We start from the raw sequence: 17,679 nt of genomic DNA on the forward strand, positions 1-17,679 counted from the left end.
CCGACCTGGCCGTGGCCGCCGCCGCGCGAGGCGTGCACCTGCTCCTGGAGAAGCCGCCCGCGCGGACGATCTTCCCACCAGCCTTCTGTCTCCGGGGAGTTCGAGATGTCCAGCCGCCGCCACTTCCTCGCGGGTTCCGCGGCCGCCGCCGTCGGCCTCGCGGCCCTCCCGCAGGCCGTCCAGCCCGCGCGGGCGGCCGAAGCCGCCGGGGCGCAGGGGCCGCCGAACCTCGTGGTGATCCTGGCCGACGATCTGGGCTACGGCGACCTCGGCGCGTACGGCCAGAAACTGATCACCACCCCGCGCATCGACCAACTGGCCGCCGAGGGGCTCCGGTTCACCGACGCCTACTCCGCGGCCGCGGTCTGCGCGCCCTCCCGCGCCGCACTGCTGACCGGCCTGCACACCGGCCACGCCGCCGTCCGGGCCAACCCCTCCAGCGGGGGCCAGGGCAGCCTCGGCGCGGGCGACACCACCTTCGCGGAGGTGCTCCGGGCGCGCGGCTACCGTACGGGCCTCTTCGGCAAGTGGGGCTTCGGACCCGAGGCCGGGAACCAGCCGAGCCACCCGTCCGCGCGCGGCTTCGAGGAGTTCTACGGGTACATCGACCACGGGCACGCCCACGAGTACTACCCGGCGTACCTCTGGAACGGCAACGCCAAGGAGACCGTCCCGACGGGCACCTTCGCCCCCGACGCGATCGCCGCGCGCGCCCTCGGCTTCATAGACGCCCACGCCGCCGGCCCGGCCCCCTTCCTGCTCTTCCTCACCCCGAACCTCCCGCACGCCCCGAGCGACATCCCCGACGCGAGCGCCTACGCCTCCCGGTCCTGGACGCAGGCGAACAAGTCCCACGCGGCGCAGATCAGCCTCCTCGACGCCCAGGTCGGCGCGGTCGTCGACCGGCTGAAGGCGCGCGGGGTCGCCGAGCGCACGGTCGTCCTGGTGGCCTCCGACAACGGCCCGCACGAGGAGGGCGGGGTCAACCCGGACCTCTTCGACGCCAACGGCCCGCTGCGCGGCTACAAGCGCAACCTGTACGAGGGCGGCGTCCGCGTCCCCCTCGTCGCCTGGTCCCCGGGCCGGATCGCCCCCGGCACCACCAGCGCCCGCCCCACCCCGCTCTACGACCTCCTGCCCACCCTCGCCGACCTGGCCGGCGGCGCCCCGGCCCCTTCCGACATCGACGGGCTCTCGGCGGCCCCCGTCCTGAACGGCGCCCCCGCCCTGGCCCCCCTGCACAACCACCTGTACTGGTACCGGGACGAGCAGGGCGTCACCAGCCGGGCCAACGCGCAGGACGGCGGCCGGGCGAAGCAGGTCGCGGAGGCCATCCGCAAGGACCGGTGGAAGGCCGTACGGTTCGCCCCGGCGCGGGACCGCAACGTACCGGACGCCCAGTGGCAGTTCGAGCTCTACGACCTGACCGCGGACCTTGCCGAGCAGCGCGACGTGGCCGCCGCGAACCCGGCGGTCGTCGCCTCCCTCACGGCCCTGCTCCGCTCCTCATGGGCCGATGTGTACACCCGCCGCCCCTGGGGCCTCACCGCGACGGCCGCCCCGTCCGCCGGCACGCTCACCACCACCCTGGCCAACGGAACGGCCCGCCCCTGGGCCGACGCCCGGGTCGCACCGACCGTCCCGGCGGGCTGGACCGCGACCCCGGCGGGCCCCGCCGCGGCGGCCTCCCTCGCCCCCGGGGAGTCCCTGACGACGGTGTGGACCCTCACCGCCCCGCCGGGCGCCGCCGCCACCACCCTCACCGCGACGGCCACCGCGGGCGGCCACACCTTCACCGCGAAGACCCCGTACGCCCCGCTGCCCGCCCCGCCCGTGCGCGACAGCTACCTCAGCGACCTGCCCTGGGTCTCGGCGGCCAACGGCTGGGGCCCGGTCGAGATCGACCGTTCCAACGGCAAACAGGCGGCGGGCGACGGCACCCCGATCGCCTTCGGCGGGGTCACGTACGCGAAGGGCCTCGGCGTGCACGCCCCCTCCGAGATCGTCTACCACCTGGGCGGCCGCGGGAACCGCTTCACGGCCCTGGTCGGCATCGACGACTTCTCGAAGAAGCAGTCCGCGTCCGGGGCCACCCGCGCCACCGTGCGCGGCGACGGCCGGGTCCTCGCCACGACGGGCGTCCTGACCGGCGCCTCGGGCCCGACGGCGCTCGACGTGGACGTCCGCGGAATCCGCCTCCTCCACCTGGTGGTCGAGGACGCCAACGCGAACTCCGCCTTCGACCACACCTCGTGGGCGGCGGCGCGGGTGACGGTGGTCTGAGACCCGCCCACCGGCGGGGATGGGAGGCCCCTCCGGTGGGCGGTTATGGGGGAATGGCGGCGAATCATCGGGGGTGACAGCGGGTGCACGGCAGTGGATGATGCTCGGAGACTTGCGGATCATTGTGCGCCCGACCGTTGCAGGGGGGAACGGCAGGGCAGCCGCCTGCGGTGCCGCGTCCTGTGACGGTCCTTCCCCCTCGCTTCGTCGCCGAAGGAACCCCTGCCCCGTGCGCCCTACCCGTAGGACGGCCCTGCTCACCGCGGGGCTCGTCACCCTCCTCGGCCTGCCGGCCACCGCCGCGGCCGCCGCGGACCCGGCGGACCTGTACGTGAACAGTGCGAAAGGCTCCCACTGCTCTGACGGCGGCACCGGGACGAAGGCCGTCCCGTTCTGCTCGATATCGGCAGCCGCGAAGGTGGTCAAGCCGGGCCAGACCGTGTGGATCGCGCCGGACACGGCCTACCCCGAAAAGGTCACCATCGACCGCTCGGGAGAACCGGGCAAGCCGATCACCTTCGCAGCCGCGGAGGACCAAAGGAACTTCAGGCCCTCCCTCGCGCAGGGTCTGACCGTCGCCGGAGCCTCCCACGTGGTGATCCGCAAGCTCCAGATCGGCGAAGGCATCCAGGTCGTAGGTTCCGGAGACATCGAGCTGGACCAGCTCTTCGTGGGGGCCGACGAGGGGCTCAAGGGCCTCGTCGTCGGCGAGGGAAGCACGGACGTGCGCGTCACCCGGAGCGAACTGGCCACGGTCTGGGTCGAAGGCGGAGCCCGGCGCACGGTGCTCAGCCGGAACCAGATCTACGGCGTGTCCATCAAGACGGCCGTCACCCTGGCGGACGCTCCGGAGACGGCCGTCACCAACAACACGTTCGTCACCTCCTGCGAGGCGGCCCTCTCGGTCAAGGGAGCCTCGACCGGCTCCACGGTGTCCAACAACGTGTTCGTCACCTGGAGCCGCGAGTTCCGCTGCACCTCGCCCGCACCGCGCACCGGCATCCTGGTGGCGGCGAACGCGGCGCCGGGTGTCCGGGCCGACTACAACGTGATCACCGGCCCCGAGGTCAAGATGACCCCCTACACGTGGGCCGGTACGGACTATGCGACCCCGGCCGCGTTCAAGGCCGGCACGGGCCAGGGCGCCCACGACATCCTGGCCCCGGACTACGAGGCGGTCGGCCCGAAGGACGGCTCTCCCACCATCGACTCGGGCGACCCGACGGCGCCGGGCGTCCTGCCCGTGGACTACTACGGGAAGCCGGTCGCGGACGACCCGCGCGTCCCCAACACGGGCAAGGGCGGCGGGTACGTCGACCGCGGCGCCTTCGAAACCCAGGACGACCTGAGCGCTGTCGAGCCGGGCGTCGCACCGGCGTGGGCGCCCGTCGGCACCAAGGTGAAGGCGACGGCGAAGCCGACGAGTTCCTGGGCCGCCGCACTCACCTACCGCTACGACTTCGGTGACGGGACGCCCCCGGTGACCACCAAGGCGACCGCCGCGGAGCACGTGTACAGCGCGCCGTGCGACTGCGGGGTGACGGTGACGGCGATCAACGCCGTCGGGAAAGAGGTCTCCGGCAACGGATCCGCGAAGGTGACCCCGGCAGGCCCGCTGACCGCCGCGTTCACGGCCGAGCCGAACCTGCCGACGAACACCAGTCCCCTGGGCGGCGCCAAACCGCTGACCATGTCGTTCGACACGGCGGTCACCGCGGCACCGTGGCCGGTGACGAGCATGGACGTGGACTTCGGCGACGGCGAGACCGTGCACGTCGACGAGCTGTACGGAACAAGTCACGCCTACAAGTCACCCGGCGACTACCAGGTGACGCTGACCCTCCAGGACTCCAAGGGCGCGAAGTCCACGGTCGCCAAGACCGTCAAGGCCCGGTACGCACCCTCCGGCTACGTCGCCTCCGAGCCCTTCCGGCTGCTGGACACCCGCACCACCAACACCCCCGTCCAGGGCGGGTATCCGGTCCCCGTCCAGCTGCCCAACTCGACCGCCATCCGCGGACACGAGCTCTCGGGAGGCATGGCTTCGGCGGTCCTGAACGTCACGGTGACCGGCGCCACGGAGGACACCCACCTCAGCATCTGGCCTTCGGGGCAGCCCCGTCCGGCGACCTCGAACGTCAACGTCGTTGCCGGCGGCACTTCGTCCAACACGGTCACCGTCCCGGTCGGTGCCGACGGCAAGATCCAGGCGCAGCTGAACTCGGGCAAGGCCTCGGTCATCGTGGACTTCGTGGGCTACTACCAGCCCAACATCGGCGAGCGGTTCTCCCCGCTGGCCCCGACCCGTGTCCTTGACACCCGTACGACCGGCGGCGCGCTCGGCGGCGGGAAGACCCGTACGGTCAAGGTGGCGGGCGTCAACGGCATCCCGGCGGACGCCACCGCCGTCGCCCTGAACCTGACGAGCACGGGTGCGACGCAGGAGGCGTTCGTCAGCGCCTACCCGGACCCGGCGAAGCGCCCCACCACCTCGAACCTGAACGTGGAGCCGGGCAAGGACAAGTCCAACCAGGCGATCGTCCCGGTCGGTCCGAACGGCACCATCACGCTCTACACCAACACGGGGTCCACCCACCTGATCCTTGACGCGGTGGGCTACTACGGCAAGGACGGCAAGGCCCTCTTCACCCCGGTCGTCCCCAAGCGCCTCGCGGACACCCGCACCACCGGCAAGCTCGCCCCCGGGGCCACCACCACGGTCGCCAGCATCCCCTCCACCGCCGTCGGCGCGGTCCTCAACATCACCGCCACCGACACCACGGCCCCCGGCTTCCTCACCGCGTACGCCTCCGGCGGCACGCTCCCGGCCGCCAGCAGCCTCAACACCCTCCCCGGCCTCACGGTCCCGAACCACGTGACGACGCAGGTCGGCACGGGCGGCAAGGTGAGCATCTTCAACAGCTACGGCGGCTCCAGCCACGTGATCACCGACCTCCTCGGCTACTTCACGACCGGCTGACGGACGCCCCTGGCACACGCCAGAGCCCCGGCCACCGCGAAGCGCGGGGGCCGGGGCTCTGTCGTACGGTCTCGTCGGTCAGCTACCGGGTTCTTGTCCTAATACTGCTAAGTGAGCACTTCTCTTTGCGTAGAATTAATGGCTCTTCGTAGAGGGGTGGGAAGTGAACGAAGCGGCACCGGTGCTCCCGGTGGTCTCGTACGCGCGAATCTCCGCCGACACGGCCAGGGACGGTCACGGCGTCGAGGACCAGCACAAGGTGAACGGGGAGACGGCGGCCCGTCTCGGCTGGACGATCGTGCATCGCTACACCGACAACGACCTGTCGGCGGCAAAGGCAGCAGTGGTGCGTCCGGGCTTCGAATGCATGGTGAAGGCGCTCAAGTCGGGCCACATGCCGGACGGGCAGTCCGTACGCGGCGTCATCGTCGTCGCCGACGACCGGCTCACGCGCCGGGCGGGTGACTACGAGCGGTTCGTGGACGCGCTCACGTACGAGGAAGGAAGGGTCTACGCCGACGCGAAGGGGTCGAAGAACCTCTACAGCGAAGACGTCGAGTCCATGGGTCTCTTCGGCGTCGTCATCTCCAAGATGGAGGTCCGCAAGATGCAGCGGCGTGCGCGCAGTTCACACCGCGCTCGCGCGGAGCTGGGCATCCCGGTGGGCGGGAAGCGCCCGTTCGGCTGGAAGGGCGACAAGCTCACGCTGGAGCCCGAGGAGGCGGCGTGGCTGGCGAAAGCCGCCCGCGAGCTGATCGCGGGCAGGTCACTCCACTCGATCCTGCGTGAGTGGCAGGAGGCCGGCGTCCGCACGATCAACGGCAAGGAGTGGGCAAGTCGCTCCCTCAAACTCGCTCTGTGGAACCCGCGGTTGTGCGGCTGGAGGAAGCACAACGGCGAGCTGGTGCGTGATGCCAACGGCGTTCCGGTTGCAGGTCTTTGGACGCCTGTCATCACGCCCAAGGAATGGATGGCCATCGACGGGATCTTCTCGGCCCGCATCGGCCCCAACGTGAAGGCTGACGGATCCGTCACGGACTACCGCACCCCCTCGTACTTGCTGACGGGAATCCTTCGGTGCGGAAAGCCTCGTGAGAACGGCCGGATCTGCGACTCGCCCCTTAGGGCAACGGCAAGAGCGGACCTCTCTGGGGGCTACCTCTATCAGTGCCCCAGCAAGGAAATGGGCGGATGCGGGGGCACCGGACGGAACGGTGCCAAGGTCGACGAATTCATCACGGAGGCCGTCCTCGCGAAGCTGGAGGAGAGGGCGGCCAGGGCGACGCGTGCCGACGAGACGTGGGGAGGGGAGAAAGAGCTGGCCCGCCTGATGACCAAGCAGCGCAAGCTGCTCCAGGCATGGCAGGAAGACCAGGTATCGGATCAGCTGTTCTTCCCCGAGAATCAGCGGACGGAAGCGCGCGTCAAGGAACTCCGTGCGGACAGGACGCGTCACGTCCTGAGCCGACAGCGGGCCGCCGAAATCACCGGCGACGTACGCGAGCACTGGACCTCGGGCAGGCTCGACCTGGGGCAGAAGCGTGCCCTGATCAGGGAGGTGCTGCTCTCTGCGACAGTGCTGCCGGTGGGAGGCGGAGGACGACGACCGTTCAACCCTGATCTGCTGGTTCCGAGATGGCGGGACTGACGGGGAGATCTGTACCCCGAGGGGTGTGACGGCGGCCAGACCCGTCTTCAATTCGCACGGAAGCATCGGCCCGGCAGGCCTGTGGCTCTGCCGGGCCGAGTCAGCGGTTCGTGCGCAGGGCCGCGGAGCGGGCGCCGGTCACTCCGCGGGCGCCCCGGCAATGCCGATCGGGCAGCTCACGCCCGTACCGCCGATGCCGCAGTAGCCGCCGGGGTTGCGGTCCAAGTACTGCTGGTGGTACGCCTCCGCCGGCCAGAAGGTGCGCTCCGCCGCCGGGAGGACGGCCGTGGTGATCGTGCCGTAGCCGGAGCCGGTCAGGACGCGCTGGTAGGCCTCGCGGGAGGCTTCGGCGGTGGCCTGGGCGGTGGGGGAGTGGGTGTAGACGGCCGAGCGGTACTGGGTGCCGACGTCGTTGCCCTGGCGGAAGCCCTGGGTGGGGTCGTGGGACTCCCAGAACAGCTTGAGCAGGGCTTCGTAGGAGACCAGGGAGGGGTTGAAGACCACCCGGACCACCTCGGTGTGGCCGGTGCCGCCCGAGCAGACCTCTTCGTAGGTCGGGTTCTCGGTGAAACCGCCCTGGTAGCCGGCCAGGGTGGTCCACACCCCCGGGGTCTGCCAGAACTTGCGCTCGGCGCCCCAGAAACAGCCGAGGCCGAAGTCCGCGACCTCCAGGTGGGCGGGGTACGGGCCCGCGAGCGGGTTGCCGAGCACGGTGTGCACGGCGGGCAGGCCGAAGAGCGGCTCCGCGCGGCCGGTCAGGGCTTCCTCGCGGGTGGGGAGCTCGGGCGTGCGGCGGTACGAGAACATGGATTCCCTCCTAGTGGTCTACCGATAACGGCAGACGGGGGGCGGGGATTCCCGTTCCCGTACCGCCCGTACCGCCCGGGCCGCGCGGGCCGCCGTCAGTGCGGCAGCGTTGCCGGGGAGCCGCCGTTGGCTTCGTAGCCGGCTACCGCCAGGGCGCGGTAGATGGCGTACGAGGCGGCCGGGTCGGGGTCGGCGGACCAGGGGAGGGCGCCGACGTAGCCGTCGACGTGGCGGATCTGGTCCATGGCCTCCGCCCAGCGTTCGCCGCCGACGAGGAAGAGGATGAGCAGGTGGCGTACGTGCGCCAGCATCGGGTCGTCGGGGCGCGCGCTGTGGACCGCGTACAGGGCGCCCTCCACCGCGCGGGTCACGGACGCGCTCTGGTGGAAGCTGCGGATCAGGACGACGTCCGGGACGTGCTCGTAGAGGGCGAAGAGGGGGAGCGCCGCCAGCAGGGAGCCCTGGGGGGCGCGGGCCGCCGCGTGGTGGGTGAAGGCGTCGGCCTTCTCGCGGGAGCCGTGCCACTTCTCGCACCAGTAGTTCAGTGCCGCCAGGTGCGCGCCCATGTGCTGGGGCGCCCGGTCGATGATCTTCGCCCACAGGGCGTCGTACTCGGGCTCGGAGTAGTGCAGCATGCGGGCCACGGACAGCTCGATGATGTACGGGACCGGGTCTCCGGGCGCCAGTAGCGCGGCCTTCTGGCAGGACTCCCGGGCCTCCTCCGCGATGATCCGTACGTCGGCCTCGCTCATGCCCTCCGGGCGCCGCCACATCTGCTGCGCCAGCAGCTCGGCGTGCACCTGCGCACCGCCCGCGTCCTTCGGGGCCTCCAGCCGCCAGGCCTTCAGCCACCGCGCCCCGGCCCCGGGCTCCTGGGAGAGTTCCAGTGCCGCCGAGCCGGCGAAGGCCTGGACGCGCTGCCAGCGCACCTCACCCTCCCGGGCGGTACCGGCCAGCAGCTGGGAGGCGGCCTGCCACTGCCCGGTGCGCCGCACGTGGTCGAGGGCGTCCATCAGGTCCTGGTCGGGGCCCGGGATCCGGATGTCGAGCTCCTCCTGGAGGGCGAATCCGTAGTCCGCCGGGTCGGCGGCGTCCGGGTTCCCGGGCGTGACCAGGCGCAGGCCGCCGCGCCTGCGGCGCAGGATCGGTGAGAGGGCGGCGAAGAGCAGACCCATCGCGAGCAGGAACCACAGAATCTCCATGCCCCCAGCGAACCAGACCGACCCGGGCGAAAGCCAATAGGAGGCAAAGAGGGGAGCTCGTCACGCCCCGGGGCGGGGCCGCGGAGGGCTCGTACGGGGCATAGCATCGGGGCCATGAGCGACGACAGCCACGAGCACCAGAGCTTCGAAACCCGTGCCATCCACGCGGGCAATACGGCGGACCCGCTGACCGGCGCGGTCGTACCCCCGATCTACCAGGTGTCCACGTACAAGCAGGACGGCGTCGGCGGACTGCGCGGCGGCTACGAGTACAGCCGCAGCGGCAACCCGACCCGTACCGCGCTGGAGGAGAACCTCGCGGCGCTGGAGGGCGGCCGGCGCGGCCTCGCCTTCGCGTCCGGGCTCGCCGCCGAGGACTGCCTGCTGCGTACGCTGCTCTCCCCGGGCGACCACGTGGTCATCCCGAACGACGCGTACGGCGGCACGTTCCGCCTCTTCGCGAAGGTCGTCTCCCGCTGGGGCGTCGAGTGGTCGGTCGCCGACACCTCCGACCCGGCGTCGGTGCGCGCGGCGATCACCCCGAAGACCAAGGTCATCTGGGTCGAGACCCCCTCCAACCCGCTGCTCGGCATCACGGACATCGCCGTCGTCGCCGACATCGCGCGGACGGCCGGCGCCAAGCTGGTCGTGGACAACACCTTCGCGTCCCCCTACCTGCAGCAGCCCCTCGCGCTCGGCGCGGACGTGGTCGTGCACTCGCTGACCAAGTACATGGGCGGCCACTCCGACGTCGTGGGCGGCGCGCTCGTCGCCGCCGACGCGGCGCTGGGCGAGGAGCTGGCCTACCACCAGAACGCCATGGGCGCGGTGGCCGGCCCCTTCGACTCGTGGCTGGTGCTGCGCGGCATCAAGACGCTGGCCGTCCGCATGGACCGGCACGCGGAGAACGCCGGCAAGATCGCCGAGATGCTGGTCCGCCACCCCAAGGTGCACACGGTCCTCTACCCGGGCCTGCCCGAGCACCCGGGCCACGAGATCGCCGCCAAGCAGATGCGCAACTTCGGCGGCATGATCTCCTTCCGCGTCACCGGCGGCGAGGAGGAGGCCGTCGCGCTCTGCGACCGGACCAAGATCTTCACCCTGGGCGAGTCCCTCGGCGGCGTCGAGTCCCTCATCGAGCACCCGGGCCGCATGACCCACGCCTCGGTGGCCGGTTCGGCCCTGGAGGTCCCGGGCGACCTGGTCCGCCTGTCGGTGGGCATCGAGAACGCCGACGACCTGCTGGCCGACCTCGCGCAGGCGCTGGGCTAGTCACCCCGCGAGTCCGAGCAGGCCGAGCAGGCCTCCCCGCCCGAGCACGCCCTACCAGGGCGGGGAGACCTCGCTCGAAGGCGTCGACCAGGCGCCGGTCAGCGAGGCCCACACCACGAAGGCCACCACGGCCGCCCACAGCAGGGTCCAGCCGATCCGCCGCACGGTCCTGCGGCGCCGCAGGAGCCGGTCGCCGCGGGCGGCCGCGCCCGCCGCGAGATCGGGCGGCACCGCCGGGTACGGACCCTCCAGCAGCCGCTTGACCTGGGCTTCCCGGGGGTCGGCGGGACTCATGCCGCCTCCTTGCGGCGGGCGTCCGGCCGGGTACCGGCGGCGGCGCCGGGGCGGGAGCCCAGCTCGGCGACGGCCCGGCCGCACAGGGCCCGTACCCGCTCGGGCGCCAGCCCCAGCTGCGCGGCCGTGACCTCCTCCGCGACCCCTTCGTAGAGCCGCAGCACCACGACGAGCCGCTCCAGCGGGCCCAGCCGCCCCAGTACCCCGCTGCCCCCGTGGTGGCGGCGGCCGGTGCGGGCGAAGGCGGCGCACAGCTCCTGGCGGGTGTGGTCGTACGGGTCGTCCCCGCGCAGCCTGCGCCAGTCGGCGTACGTACGGGCCAGGGCGCCGCCGAGCAGCCCGCGCGCGGCGGGGGCGTCGGCGGTGGTCGTCGCGGGCTCCGCCGTCAGCAGGATCGCGACGCGCAGGAGCCGCCCCGCCGCTCCCGCGACGAAGGCTTCGAACTCCGCGTAGGGGCCCGGCCCGTGGTCCACAGTCCACATAGTGCGGCCGGAGGGACCGCCTCGGAAGGGGTCGGGCACCAGTCGCAACACAGTCGGGATCCAGCCGGGACCCGGACGGGCGTCAGCCGGGCCCCAACCGGGCGTCAGCCGGCTTCAGCCGCGCCTCAGTCGGTGTCAGCCGGGTGTCAGCCGCTGTCAGCCGGGTGTCAGGAGGCGGGGCCGGCCTCGGATCCGGGCTCGGAGCCGGCCGACATCAGCTCGGACAGCGAGACGTTGAAACGGGTCAGCAGACCGGTGAACGCCTCGCGCTCCTCCTCGTCCCAGCCGTCCGTCACCCGGGCCATCAGCTCGCGCCGCGAGGAGCGGACCTCCTCCAGCCGCGCCAGCCCGCGCGGGGACAGCGCGAGCACCACGGCCCGGCCGTCCTCGGGGTGCGAGGTCCGCTTGACCAGGCCGCTGTCGACGAGCGGGGCGACCTGACGGGTGACGGTGGAGGAGTCGATGCCCATGCCGCCGGCGAGCGCCTTGACGCCCATCGGGCCTTCCAGGTCGAGCCGGTTCAGCAGCAGGTACGCGGCCCGGTCCATGGAGTTGCGGGCCTGGCCGACCCCGCCCAGGCGGGTCTGCTCGGCGCGCCGGGCGAAGACCGCAACCTGGTGCTGGAGCGCGTCGAGGAGACCGGCTTCGGCGGGCGCGCCGGCCGGCGCGGGCAGGTCGGAACTGGCCGGGATGGAGGGCATGGCCGTGGGCTCTCTTCGCATGGGGCCGACAAGGATGGGGGACAGAGTACGCGGCCGTGGGACGGCTCGTACTCCTCGTACAAGAACTGATACGGCAGCGGTGAAACGGCGTCTACGAGCCGTCCCGCATGGCGAGATATCGACGGTCCGGTGAGGGCTCGGTCCGGGTCCGGTCCGGGTCCGGTGAGGGCCCGGTCAGGGTCCGGTCCGGCTCCCGCACGGCCCCCCGGGCCTGCCGCTCACCCGTCCCGCCCAGCGCAGCGGAACGTGCGGCGGCCCGGCTGCGAGACTGGCCGTATGAACTACCGCGTGCCGCAGCCCGTCCCGCAGGTCATCCTCGACGACATCCGGGGGGCCCAGAAGATGCTCTCCGGCGTCTCCCGGGTGACCGCGATGGAGGGCAGCCGGTACCTCTCCTCGCTCACCGGCTCCCCCGTCCACTTCAAGTGCGAGAACCTCCAGCGCACCGGCTCCTTCAAGCTGCGCGGCGCGTACGTGCGCATCGCCGGCCTGCGCCCCGAGCAGCGGGCCGCAGGCGTCGTCGCCGCCAGCGCGGGCAACCACGCCCAGGGCGTGGCGCTGGCCTCCTCCCTCCTCGGGGTCCGCTCGACCGTGTTCATGCCGGTCGGGGCGCCCCTGCCGAAGGTGGCCGCGACCCAGGACTACGGCGCCGAGGTGCGGATGCACGGGCAGGTCGTGGACGAGACGCTGGCCGCGGCCCAGGACTACGCGGACCGCACGGGAGCGGTGTTCATCCACCCCTTCGACCACCGCGACATCATCGCCGGCCAGGGCACGGTCGGCCTGGAGATCCTGGAGCAGTGCCCCGAGGTGCGCACGATCCTGGTCGGCATCGGCGGCGGCGGGCTCGCCGCCGGGGTGGCGGTCGCGGTGAAGGCGCTGCGCCCCGACGTCCGGGTGATCGGGGTGCAGGCGGCGGGCGCGGCCGCGTACCCGCCCTCGCTGAAGGTCGGACACCCGGTGTCGATCGACAATCCGGTCACGATGGCGGACGGCATCAAGGTGGGCCGGCCCGGCGACATCCCCTTCAAAATCATTGGCGAGCTGCTCGACGACGTCCGTACGGTGTCCGAAGACGCGCTCTCCAGCGCGCTGTTGCTCTGCCTGGAACGGGCGAAGCTGGTGGTCGAGCCGGCCGGGTGCAGCCCGGTGGCGGCGCTGCTGAGCGAGCCCGAACTGTACGGCGACGGCCCGGTGGTGGCCGTGCTGTCCGGCGGCAACATCGATCCGCTGCTCCTGCAGCGGATCCTGCGCCACGGCATGGCGGCGGCCGGCCGCTACCTGTCGCTGCGGCTGCGGGTGACCGACCGCCCGGGGGCGCTGGCCGGTCTGCTGGGCGAGTTGTCAGTGGTGGATGCGAACGTGCTGGACGTGAGCCACGTGCGGACGGATCCGCGCCTGGGGCTCACGGAGGTGGAGGTGGAGCTGCACCTGGAGACGAAGGGGCCGAAGCACTGCGCGGAGGTCGCGCGGGCGCTGCACGGCGCGGGGTACACGGTCATGAGCTAGCAGGGCGATGGGCCAAGGGCGACGAGCCCTGGCCGACGTGATGTTCGTGATGTTCCCGCCCCGGTGGCGAGACGCGATATGACGCGATACGGTGTCGCCCGTTCGGCCGAGCGAGGTCGGCTCGGCGCCCATAGGATTTGCGTAGGAATGTCACGATTCAGTCGGTTCGATTCGCACTGGGAGCACCCATATGCCAGGCGCCATCTACGCCGAAGGTCTGGTCAAGACCTTCGGCGACGTACGGGCTCTGGACGGCGTTGACCTCGATGTACCCGAAGGCACGGTCCTCGGTCTGCTCGGCCCCAACGGCGCGGGCAAGACCACGACCGTCCGCGTCCTGACCACCCTCCTCCAGCCCGACAGCGGCAAGGCGGTCGTGGCCGGGATCGACGTCCTCAAACACCCCAACGAAGTCCGGCGCTCGATCGGCCTCTCCGGCCAGTTCGCCGCCGTCGACGAATACCTCACCGGCCGGGAAAACCTCCAGATGGTCGGCCAGCTCTACCAGATGGGCGCCAAGGCGGCGAAGGCCCGGGCCACCGAACTGCTGGAGCGCTTCAACCTCGGCGACGCCGCCGACCGCACCGCCAAGACGTACTCCGGCGGCATGCGCAGGCGCCTCGACCTCGCCGCGGCCCTCGTCGTCAGCCCGCCCGTGATGTTCATGGACGAGCCCACCACCGGCCTCGACCCGCGCAACCGCCAGCAGTTGTGGGGGATCATCCAGGAACTGGTCGCCGGCGGCACCACCCTGCTGCTCACCACGCAGTACCTGGAGGAGGCCGACCACCTCGCGCACGACATCGCCGTGGTCGACCACGGCCGGGTCATCGCACGCGGCACCTCCGACGAGCTCAAGGCCCGTACGGGCGGCGAGCGCGTCGAGGTCGTCGTGCACGAGCGCGAGCACATAGCCACGGCCCGCGAGGTGCTCGCCGGCTTCGGCAAGGGCGAGACCACCGTCGAGGAGCACACCCGCAAGCTGACCGTGCCGGTCTCCGGCGGCGCCAAGCTGCTCGCCGAGGTCATCCGTGAACTCGACGGGCGCGGCATCGAGATCGACGACATCGGCCTGCGCCGTCCCACCCTGGACGACGTGTTCATCTCCCTGACCGGCCACGCGGCGGAACTCACCGCCGAGGAGAACGGCGAGGCACCCGACGGCGCGAAGGCTGCGAAGTCCGCGAAGTCGGCGGGCGGCCGCAAGGACCGTAAGGAGGTGGCGAAGTGACCCTCACCTCCACGACCCCGGAGCTGGTGGCGCCCCGCCCGCGCGGCGGCATCGTCCAGGGGATCAACGACTCCCTGGTGATGGCGAAGCGGAACCTGATCCGGATGTCCCGGATCCCGGAGATGGTCATCTTCGGGCTGATCCAGCCGATCATGTTCGTCGTGCTGTTCAGCTACGTCTTCGGCGGCTCGATGATGATCGGCGGCTCCACCTCGCCCGCCGCCTACCGCGAGTTCCTGATGGCCGGCATCTTCGCCCAGACCGTCACCTTCGCCACCGCCGGAGCCGGCGCGGGCATCGCCGACGACATGCACAAGGGCCTCATCGACCGGTTCCGGTCGCTGCCGATGGCCCGCGGCGCGGTCCTCACCGGCCGCACCCTGGCCGACCTCGTGCAGACCGCCCTGACCATGGTCGTCCTGGCGATCGTGGCGCTCCTCGTGGGCTGGCGCATCCACGAGGGCGTACCGAAGGCGCTGGCGGGCTTCCTCCTGCTGCTGCTCCTGGGCTACGCCTTCTCCTGGATCGGCGCCCTGATCGGTCTGTCGGTGCGCACCCCGGAGGCGGCCACCTCGGGCGGGCTGATCTGGCTGTTCCCGGTCACCTTCATCTCCAACGCCTTCGTGCCCACCGAGAACATGGCGGGCTGGCTCCAGCCCATCGCGGAGTGGAACCCGTTCAGCGCGACCGTCCAGGCCTGCCGCGAACTCTTCGGCAACCCGGGTGTGTCGCCGTCGGACGCCTGGCCGATGACGCACCCGGTGTGGGCTTCGCTGATCTGGTCCGTCGTGATCATCGTGGTGTTCCGGACCCTGGCGGTACGCAAGTACCGGTCGGCGACGGCATAGGCGCCGCAGGCCGTAACCCCTATGCGCGAAGCCCCGTCGAGCAGCGGCTCGGCGGGGCTTCGCGGTGAAAGAGGGTGGAGCGGGTGGAAAAGAAAGGGGGGTGATCAGCCGGTGAAGGGCTTGACGTCGAGGATCTTGACCGACGCCTGCTTGCCGTTCGGCAGCTCGTACTCGGCGTCCTCGCCGATCTTCTTGCCCAGCACGCCGGAGCCCAGCGGGGACTGCGGGGAGTAGGTCTCGAAGTCCGAGGACGCGTACTCGCGCGAGGCCAGCAGGAACTCCATGGTGTCGCTCTCGTCACCGTCGAAGGCGATCTTGACCAGGGTGCCGGGGGCCACTTCGCCGTCGGCGGCGGGGGCCGTACCGACCTTGGCCCGCTCCAGCAGCTGCGTGAGCTGGCGGATGCGCAGCTCCTGCTTGCCCTGCTCCTCCTTGGCCGCGTGGTAACCGCCGTTCTCACGGAGGTCACCCTCCTCGCGGGCCGCCGCGATCTTGATCGTGATCTCCGACCGTGCGGGACCAGAGAGGTACTCCAGCTCGGCCTTCAGCTGGTCGTACGCCGCCTGGGTCAGCCAGGTGACGCTCTCGCTCGTCTGGGTCACGGGTGCTCCTCGTCGGTACAGGGACTACAAAGCCGCCAGCGGCGGACGAAACCACGAGCCTAACAATTCGGGAAGAAAAGGGGGAGGACGCCAAGTGTGTGAACTGCGTCAGGTCAGCTCGCGGAACCGGCCACGCGGCAGCCGACGATCTCGATCATCGTGGCCCGGGCGGTGGTCTTCAGCGTGACCACCTCGTCCACGCGCCCGCTCTTCTGTGCGAACGTGAAATCGCCGCGGCCGACCTCACCGTGGCCCTCGTCCTGCGAGCTCAGCGTGCACACCCCGGTGACCGCGGCCTCCTTGCGCACCTCCAGGTGCACCTGGACCTCGCTGTCGGAGACGACCTGGTACTTGATGAGCTCGGCGCTCACGCTCTGCCCGGCCACGTAGTCCCAGCCGATCCAGCCGACCACACCCAGCAGCGCGACCCCGAGGACGGAGCCGATGACCTTGAGCTTGCGGTCGGCACGCTCGTCCGCCGACCGGCCGTAGCGGCCCTCGGGCAGCTCTTCGCGCACCGCGCTCATCGATCGTTCCCTTCGAGGTGGGCGGAGTACCGGGATCCCGGGGCGACCCCCCGGAATTTTTCCACCTCCCGATTCGGTCACTATAGGAGCGCCCGCCCTGACGACTCAAAGAGGATCCTGTCTTGACCGAGCAGCTTCGACTGATGGCCGTCCACGCCCACCCCGACGACGAGTCGAGCAAGGGCGCGGCCACCATGGCCAAGTACGTGTCCGAGGGGGTGTCCGTGCTGGTCGTCACCTGCACCGGCGGTGAGCGCGGCTCCGTCCTCAATCCCAAGCTCCAGGGCGACCCGTACATCGAGGAGAACATCCACGAGGTGCGCGCCAAGGAGATGGACGAGGCGCGCGAGATCCTCGGCGTCGACCAGGAGTGGCTGGGATACGTCGACTCCGGGCTGCCCGAGGGCGACCCGCTGCCGCCGCTGCCCGAGGGCTGCTTCGCCCTGGCCGACGTCGACGAGGCGGCCGGCCGTCTGGTGAAGAAGATCCGCGCCTTCCGGCCGCAGGCCGTCACCACGTACGACGAGAACGGGGGCTACCCGCACCCCGACCACATCATGACCCACAAGATCACGATGGTGGCCTTCGATCACGCGGCCGACACCGAGAAGTACCCGGAGGCCGAGTTCGGCCCCGCCTACCAGCCGCAGAAGCTCTACTACAACCAGGGCTTCAACAAGCCGCGCACCATCGCCCTGCACGAGGCGCTGCTCGCCCGCGGCCTGGAATCCCCGTACGGGGAGTGGCTGGAGCGCTGGAAGGAGTTCGAGCGCAAGGAGCGGACCCTGACCACCCACGTGCCCTGCGCCGACTTCTTCGAGATCCGTGACAAGGCCCTCATCGCGCACGCCACGCAGATCGACCCCGACGGCGGCTGGTTCCGCGTCCCGATGGAGATCCAGAAGGAGGTCTGGCCGACGGAGGAGTACGAGCTCGCGAAGTCCCTCGTGGACACTTCCCTCCCCGAGTCCGACCTCTTCGCGGGCATCCGGGAGAATGCGTAGCTATGAGCGCTACGCACGAAGCAATCGCCCAGCTCCTCCCGCTGGCCGGCGACACCTTCGACAAGAACAAGGTGACCCCGGGCCTGCTCGGATTCATCGTGTTCGCGGCCCTCGCCCTCGGGGTGTGGGGCCTGATGAAGTCGATGAGCCGGCACATGGGCCGCGTCGACTTCAAGGAAGCCCCCGAGCCCGCCCCGACGGAGGGCCCGCGCGCCCCGTAGGGGTCCGCCCGCATGGGGTGACCGCCGCCCGGCCGCCGTTCGCGGCC

16 protein-coding genes are annotated in these 17,679 nt (G+C 71.3%); 9 read left to right on the forward strand and 7 right to left on the reverse strand.

Annotated features, from left to right (window positions below):
* Positions 1 to 105: 105 nt before the first annotated feature.
* The 3 genes from ACFWNV_RS34780 (at position 106) to ACFWNV_RS34790 (ending at position 6,911) form a co-directional block, all read left to right on the forward strand.
* Positions 106 to 2,283, forward strand: a complete 2,178-nt coding sequence (locus ACFWNV_RS34780; protein ID WP_383954839.1) for a sulfatase-like hydrolase/transferase — start codon at positions 106 to 108, stop codon at positions 2,281 to 2,283.
* A 229-nt stretch (positions 2,284 to 2,512) separates the two neighbouring features.
* Positions 2,513 to 5,263 carry a PKD domain-containing protein gene (locus ACFWNV_RS34785; protein ID WP_383954841.1) on the forward strand — a complete coding sequence of 917 codons (2,751 nt, stop codon included), beginning with the start codon at positions 2,513 to 2,515 and terminating at the stop codon, positions 5,261 to 5,263.
* Positions 5,264 to 5,426: 163 nt separating this feature from the next.
* On the forward strand, positions 5,427 to 6,911 hold the full coding sequence (locus tag ACFWNV_RS34790; RefSeq protein WP_383954843.1) for a recombinase family protein: 1,485 nt from the start codon (positions 5,427 to 5,429) through the stop codon (positions 6,909 to 6,911).
* Between the two features lie 138 nt (positions 6,912 to 7,049).
* Here ACFWNV_RS34790 and msrA read toward each other — a convergent pair whose 3' ends face one another.
* Positions 7,050 to 7,718: a peptide-methionine (S)-S-oxide reductase MsrA gene (gene msrA / locus ACFWNV_RS34795; RefSeq protein WP_383954845.1), complete on the reverse strand. Its 669-nt coding sequence runs from the start codon at positions 7,716 to 7,718 to the stop codon at positions 7,050 to 7,052.
* Between the two features lie 95 nt (positions 7,719 to 7,813).
* Positions 7,814 to 8,920, reverse strand: a complete 1,107-nt coding sequence (locus ACFWNV_RS34800) for a hypothetical protein (protein WP_383954846.1) — start codon at positions 8,918 to 8,920, stop codon at positions 7,814 to 7,816.
* Positions 8,921 to 9,034: 114 nt separating this feature from the next.
* Here ACFWNV_RS34800 and ACFWNV_RS34805 point away from each other — a divergent pair, with 114 nt between their 5' ends.
* The gene (locus ACFWNV_RS34805; RefSeq protein WP_266905149.1) at positions 9,035 to 10,192 is read left to right on the forward strand and encodes a cystathionine gamma-synthase; all 1,158 of its coding nucleotides are present in this window, start codon (positions 9,035 to 9,037) and stop codon (positions 10,190 to 10,192) included.
* Positions 10,193 to 10,243: 51 nt separating this feature from the next.
* On the opposite strand, the gene ACFWNV_RS34810 is transcribed toward ACFWNV_RS34805, so the two are convergent.
* The 3 genes from ACFWNV_RS34810 to ACFWNV_RS34820 all read right to left on the reverse strand — a co-directional run bounded on the left by ACFWNV_RS34810 (position 10,244) and on the right by ACFWNV_RS34820 (position 11,669).
* The gene (locus tag ACFWNV_RS34810) at positions 10,244 to 10,486 is read right to left on the reverse strand and encodes a hypothetical protein (protein ID WP_383954848.1); all 243 of its coding nucleotides are present in this window, start codon (positions 10,484 to 10,486) and stop codon (positions 10,244 to 10,246) included.
* Positions 10,483 to 10,959 (reverse strand): RNA polymerase, encoded by a 477-nt coding sequence (locus tag ACFWNV_RS34815; RefSeq protein WP_383954850.1) that lies wholly within the window; start codon positions 10,957 to 10,959, stop codon positions 10,483 to 10,485. The genes ACFWNV_RS34810 and ACFWNV_RS34815 overlap by 4 nt, the downstream gene beginning before the upstream one ends.
* A 176-nt stretch (positions 10,960 to 11,135) precedes the next feature.
* Positions 11,136 to 11,669, reverse strand: a complete 534-nt coding sequence (locus tag ACFWNV_RS34820) for a MarR family winged helix-turn-helix transcriptional regulator (protein WP_383954866.1) — start codon at positions 11,667 to 11,669, stop codon at positions 11,136 to 11,138.
* Positions 11,670 to 11,966: 297 nt separating this feature from the next.
* Here ACFWNV_RS34820 and ilvA point away from each other — a divergent pair, with 297 nt between their 5' ends.
* From ilvA to ACFWNV_RS34835, 3 genes are all read left to right on the forward strand, one after another.
* Positions 11,967 to 13,199 (forward strand): threonine ammonia-lyase, encoded by a 1,233-nt coding sequence (ilvA, locus tag ACFWNV_RS34825; protein WP_383954852.1) that lies wholly within the window; start codon positions 11,967 to 11,969, stop codon positions 13,197 to 13,199.
* A gap of 190 nt (positions 13,200 to 13,389) precedes the next feature.
* On the forward strand, positions 13,390 to 14,430 hold the full coding sequence (locus ACFWNV_RS34830; RefSeq protein ID WP_383954854.1) for an ATP-binding cassette domain-containing protein: 1,041 nt from the start codon (positions 13,390 to 13,392) through the stop codon (positions 14,428 to 14,430).
* Positions 14,427 to 15,278 (forward strand): ABC transporter permease, encoded by an 852-nt coding sequence (locus ACFWNV_RS34835; RefSeq protein WP_383954856.1) that lies wholly within the window; start codon positions 14,427 to 14,429, stop codon positions 15,276 to 15,278. Before ACFWNV_RS34830 ends, ACFWNV_RS34835 begins: the two co-directional genes overlap by 4 nt.
* Positions 15,279 to 15,382: 104 nt before the next feature.
* Here the strand turns inward: ACFWNV_RS34835 and greA are convergent, their stop codons facing one another.
* Both greA and ACFWNV_RS34845 read right to left on the reverse strand, forming a co-directional pair.
* Positions 15,383 to 15,880, reverse strand: coding sequence for a transcription elongation factor GreA (greA, locus tag ACFWNV_RS34840; RefSeq protein WP_383954858.1), 498 nt, complete (start codon positions 15,878 to 15,880; stop codon positions 15,383 to 15,385).
* A gap of 113 nt (positions 15,881 to 15,993) precedes the next feature.
* Positions 15,994 to 16,407, reverse strand: coding sequence for a DUF4307 domain-containing protein (locus ACFWNV_RS34845; protein ID WP_383954860.1), 414 nt, complete (start codon positions 16,405 to 16,407; stop codon positions 15,994 to 15,996).
* Positions 16,408 to 16,529: 122 nt separating this feature from the next.
* Here ACFWNV_RS34845 and mca point away from each other — a divergent pair, with 122 nt between their 5' ends.
* Together mca and ACFWNV_RS34855 are read left to right on the forward strand one after the other, a co-directional pair.
* Positions 16,530 to 17,411, forward strand: coding sequence for a mycothiol conjugate amidase Mca (gene mca, locus ACFWNV_RS34850; protein ID WP_383954862.1), 882 nt, complete (start codon positions 16,530 to 16,532; stop codon positions 17,409 to 17,411).
* Positions 17,412 to 17,413: 2 nt separating this feature from the next.
* On the forward strand, positions 17,414 to 17,632 hold the full coding sequence (locus ACFWNV_RS34855; protein WP_383954864.1) for a hypothetical protein: 219 nt from the start codon (positions 17,414 to 17,416) through the stop codon (positions 17,630 to 17,632).
* Positions 17,633 to 17,679 lie beyond the last annotated feature (47 nt).

The organism is Streptomyces sp. NPDC058401 (assembly GCF_042722885.1).
Taxonomy (GTDB): Bacteria; Actinomycetota; Actinomycetes; order Streptomycetales; family Streptomycetaceae; genus Streptomyces.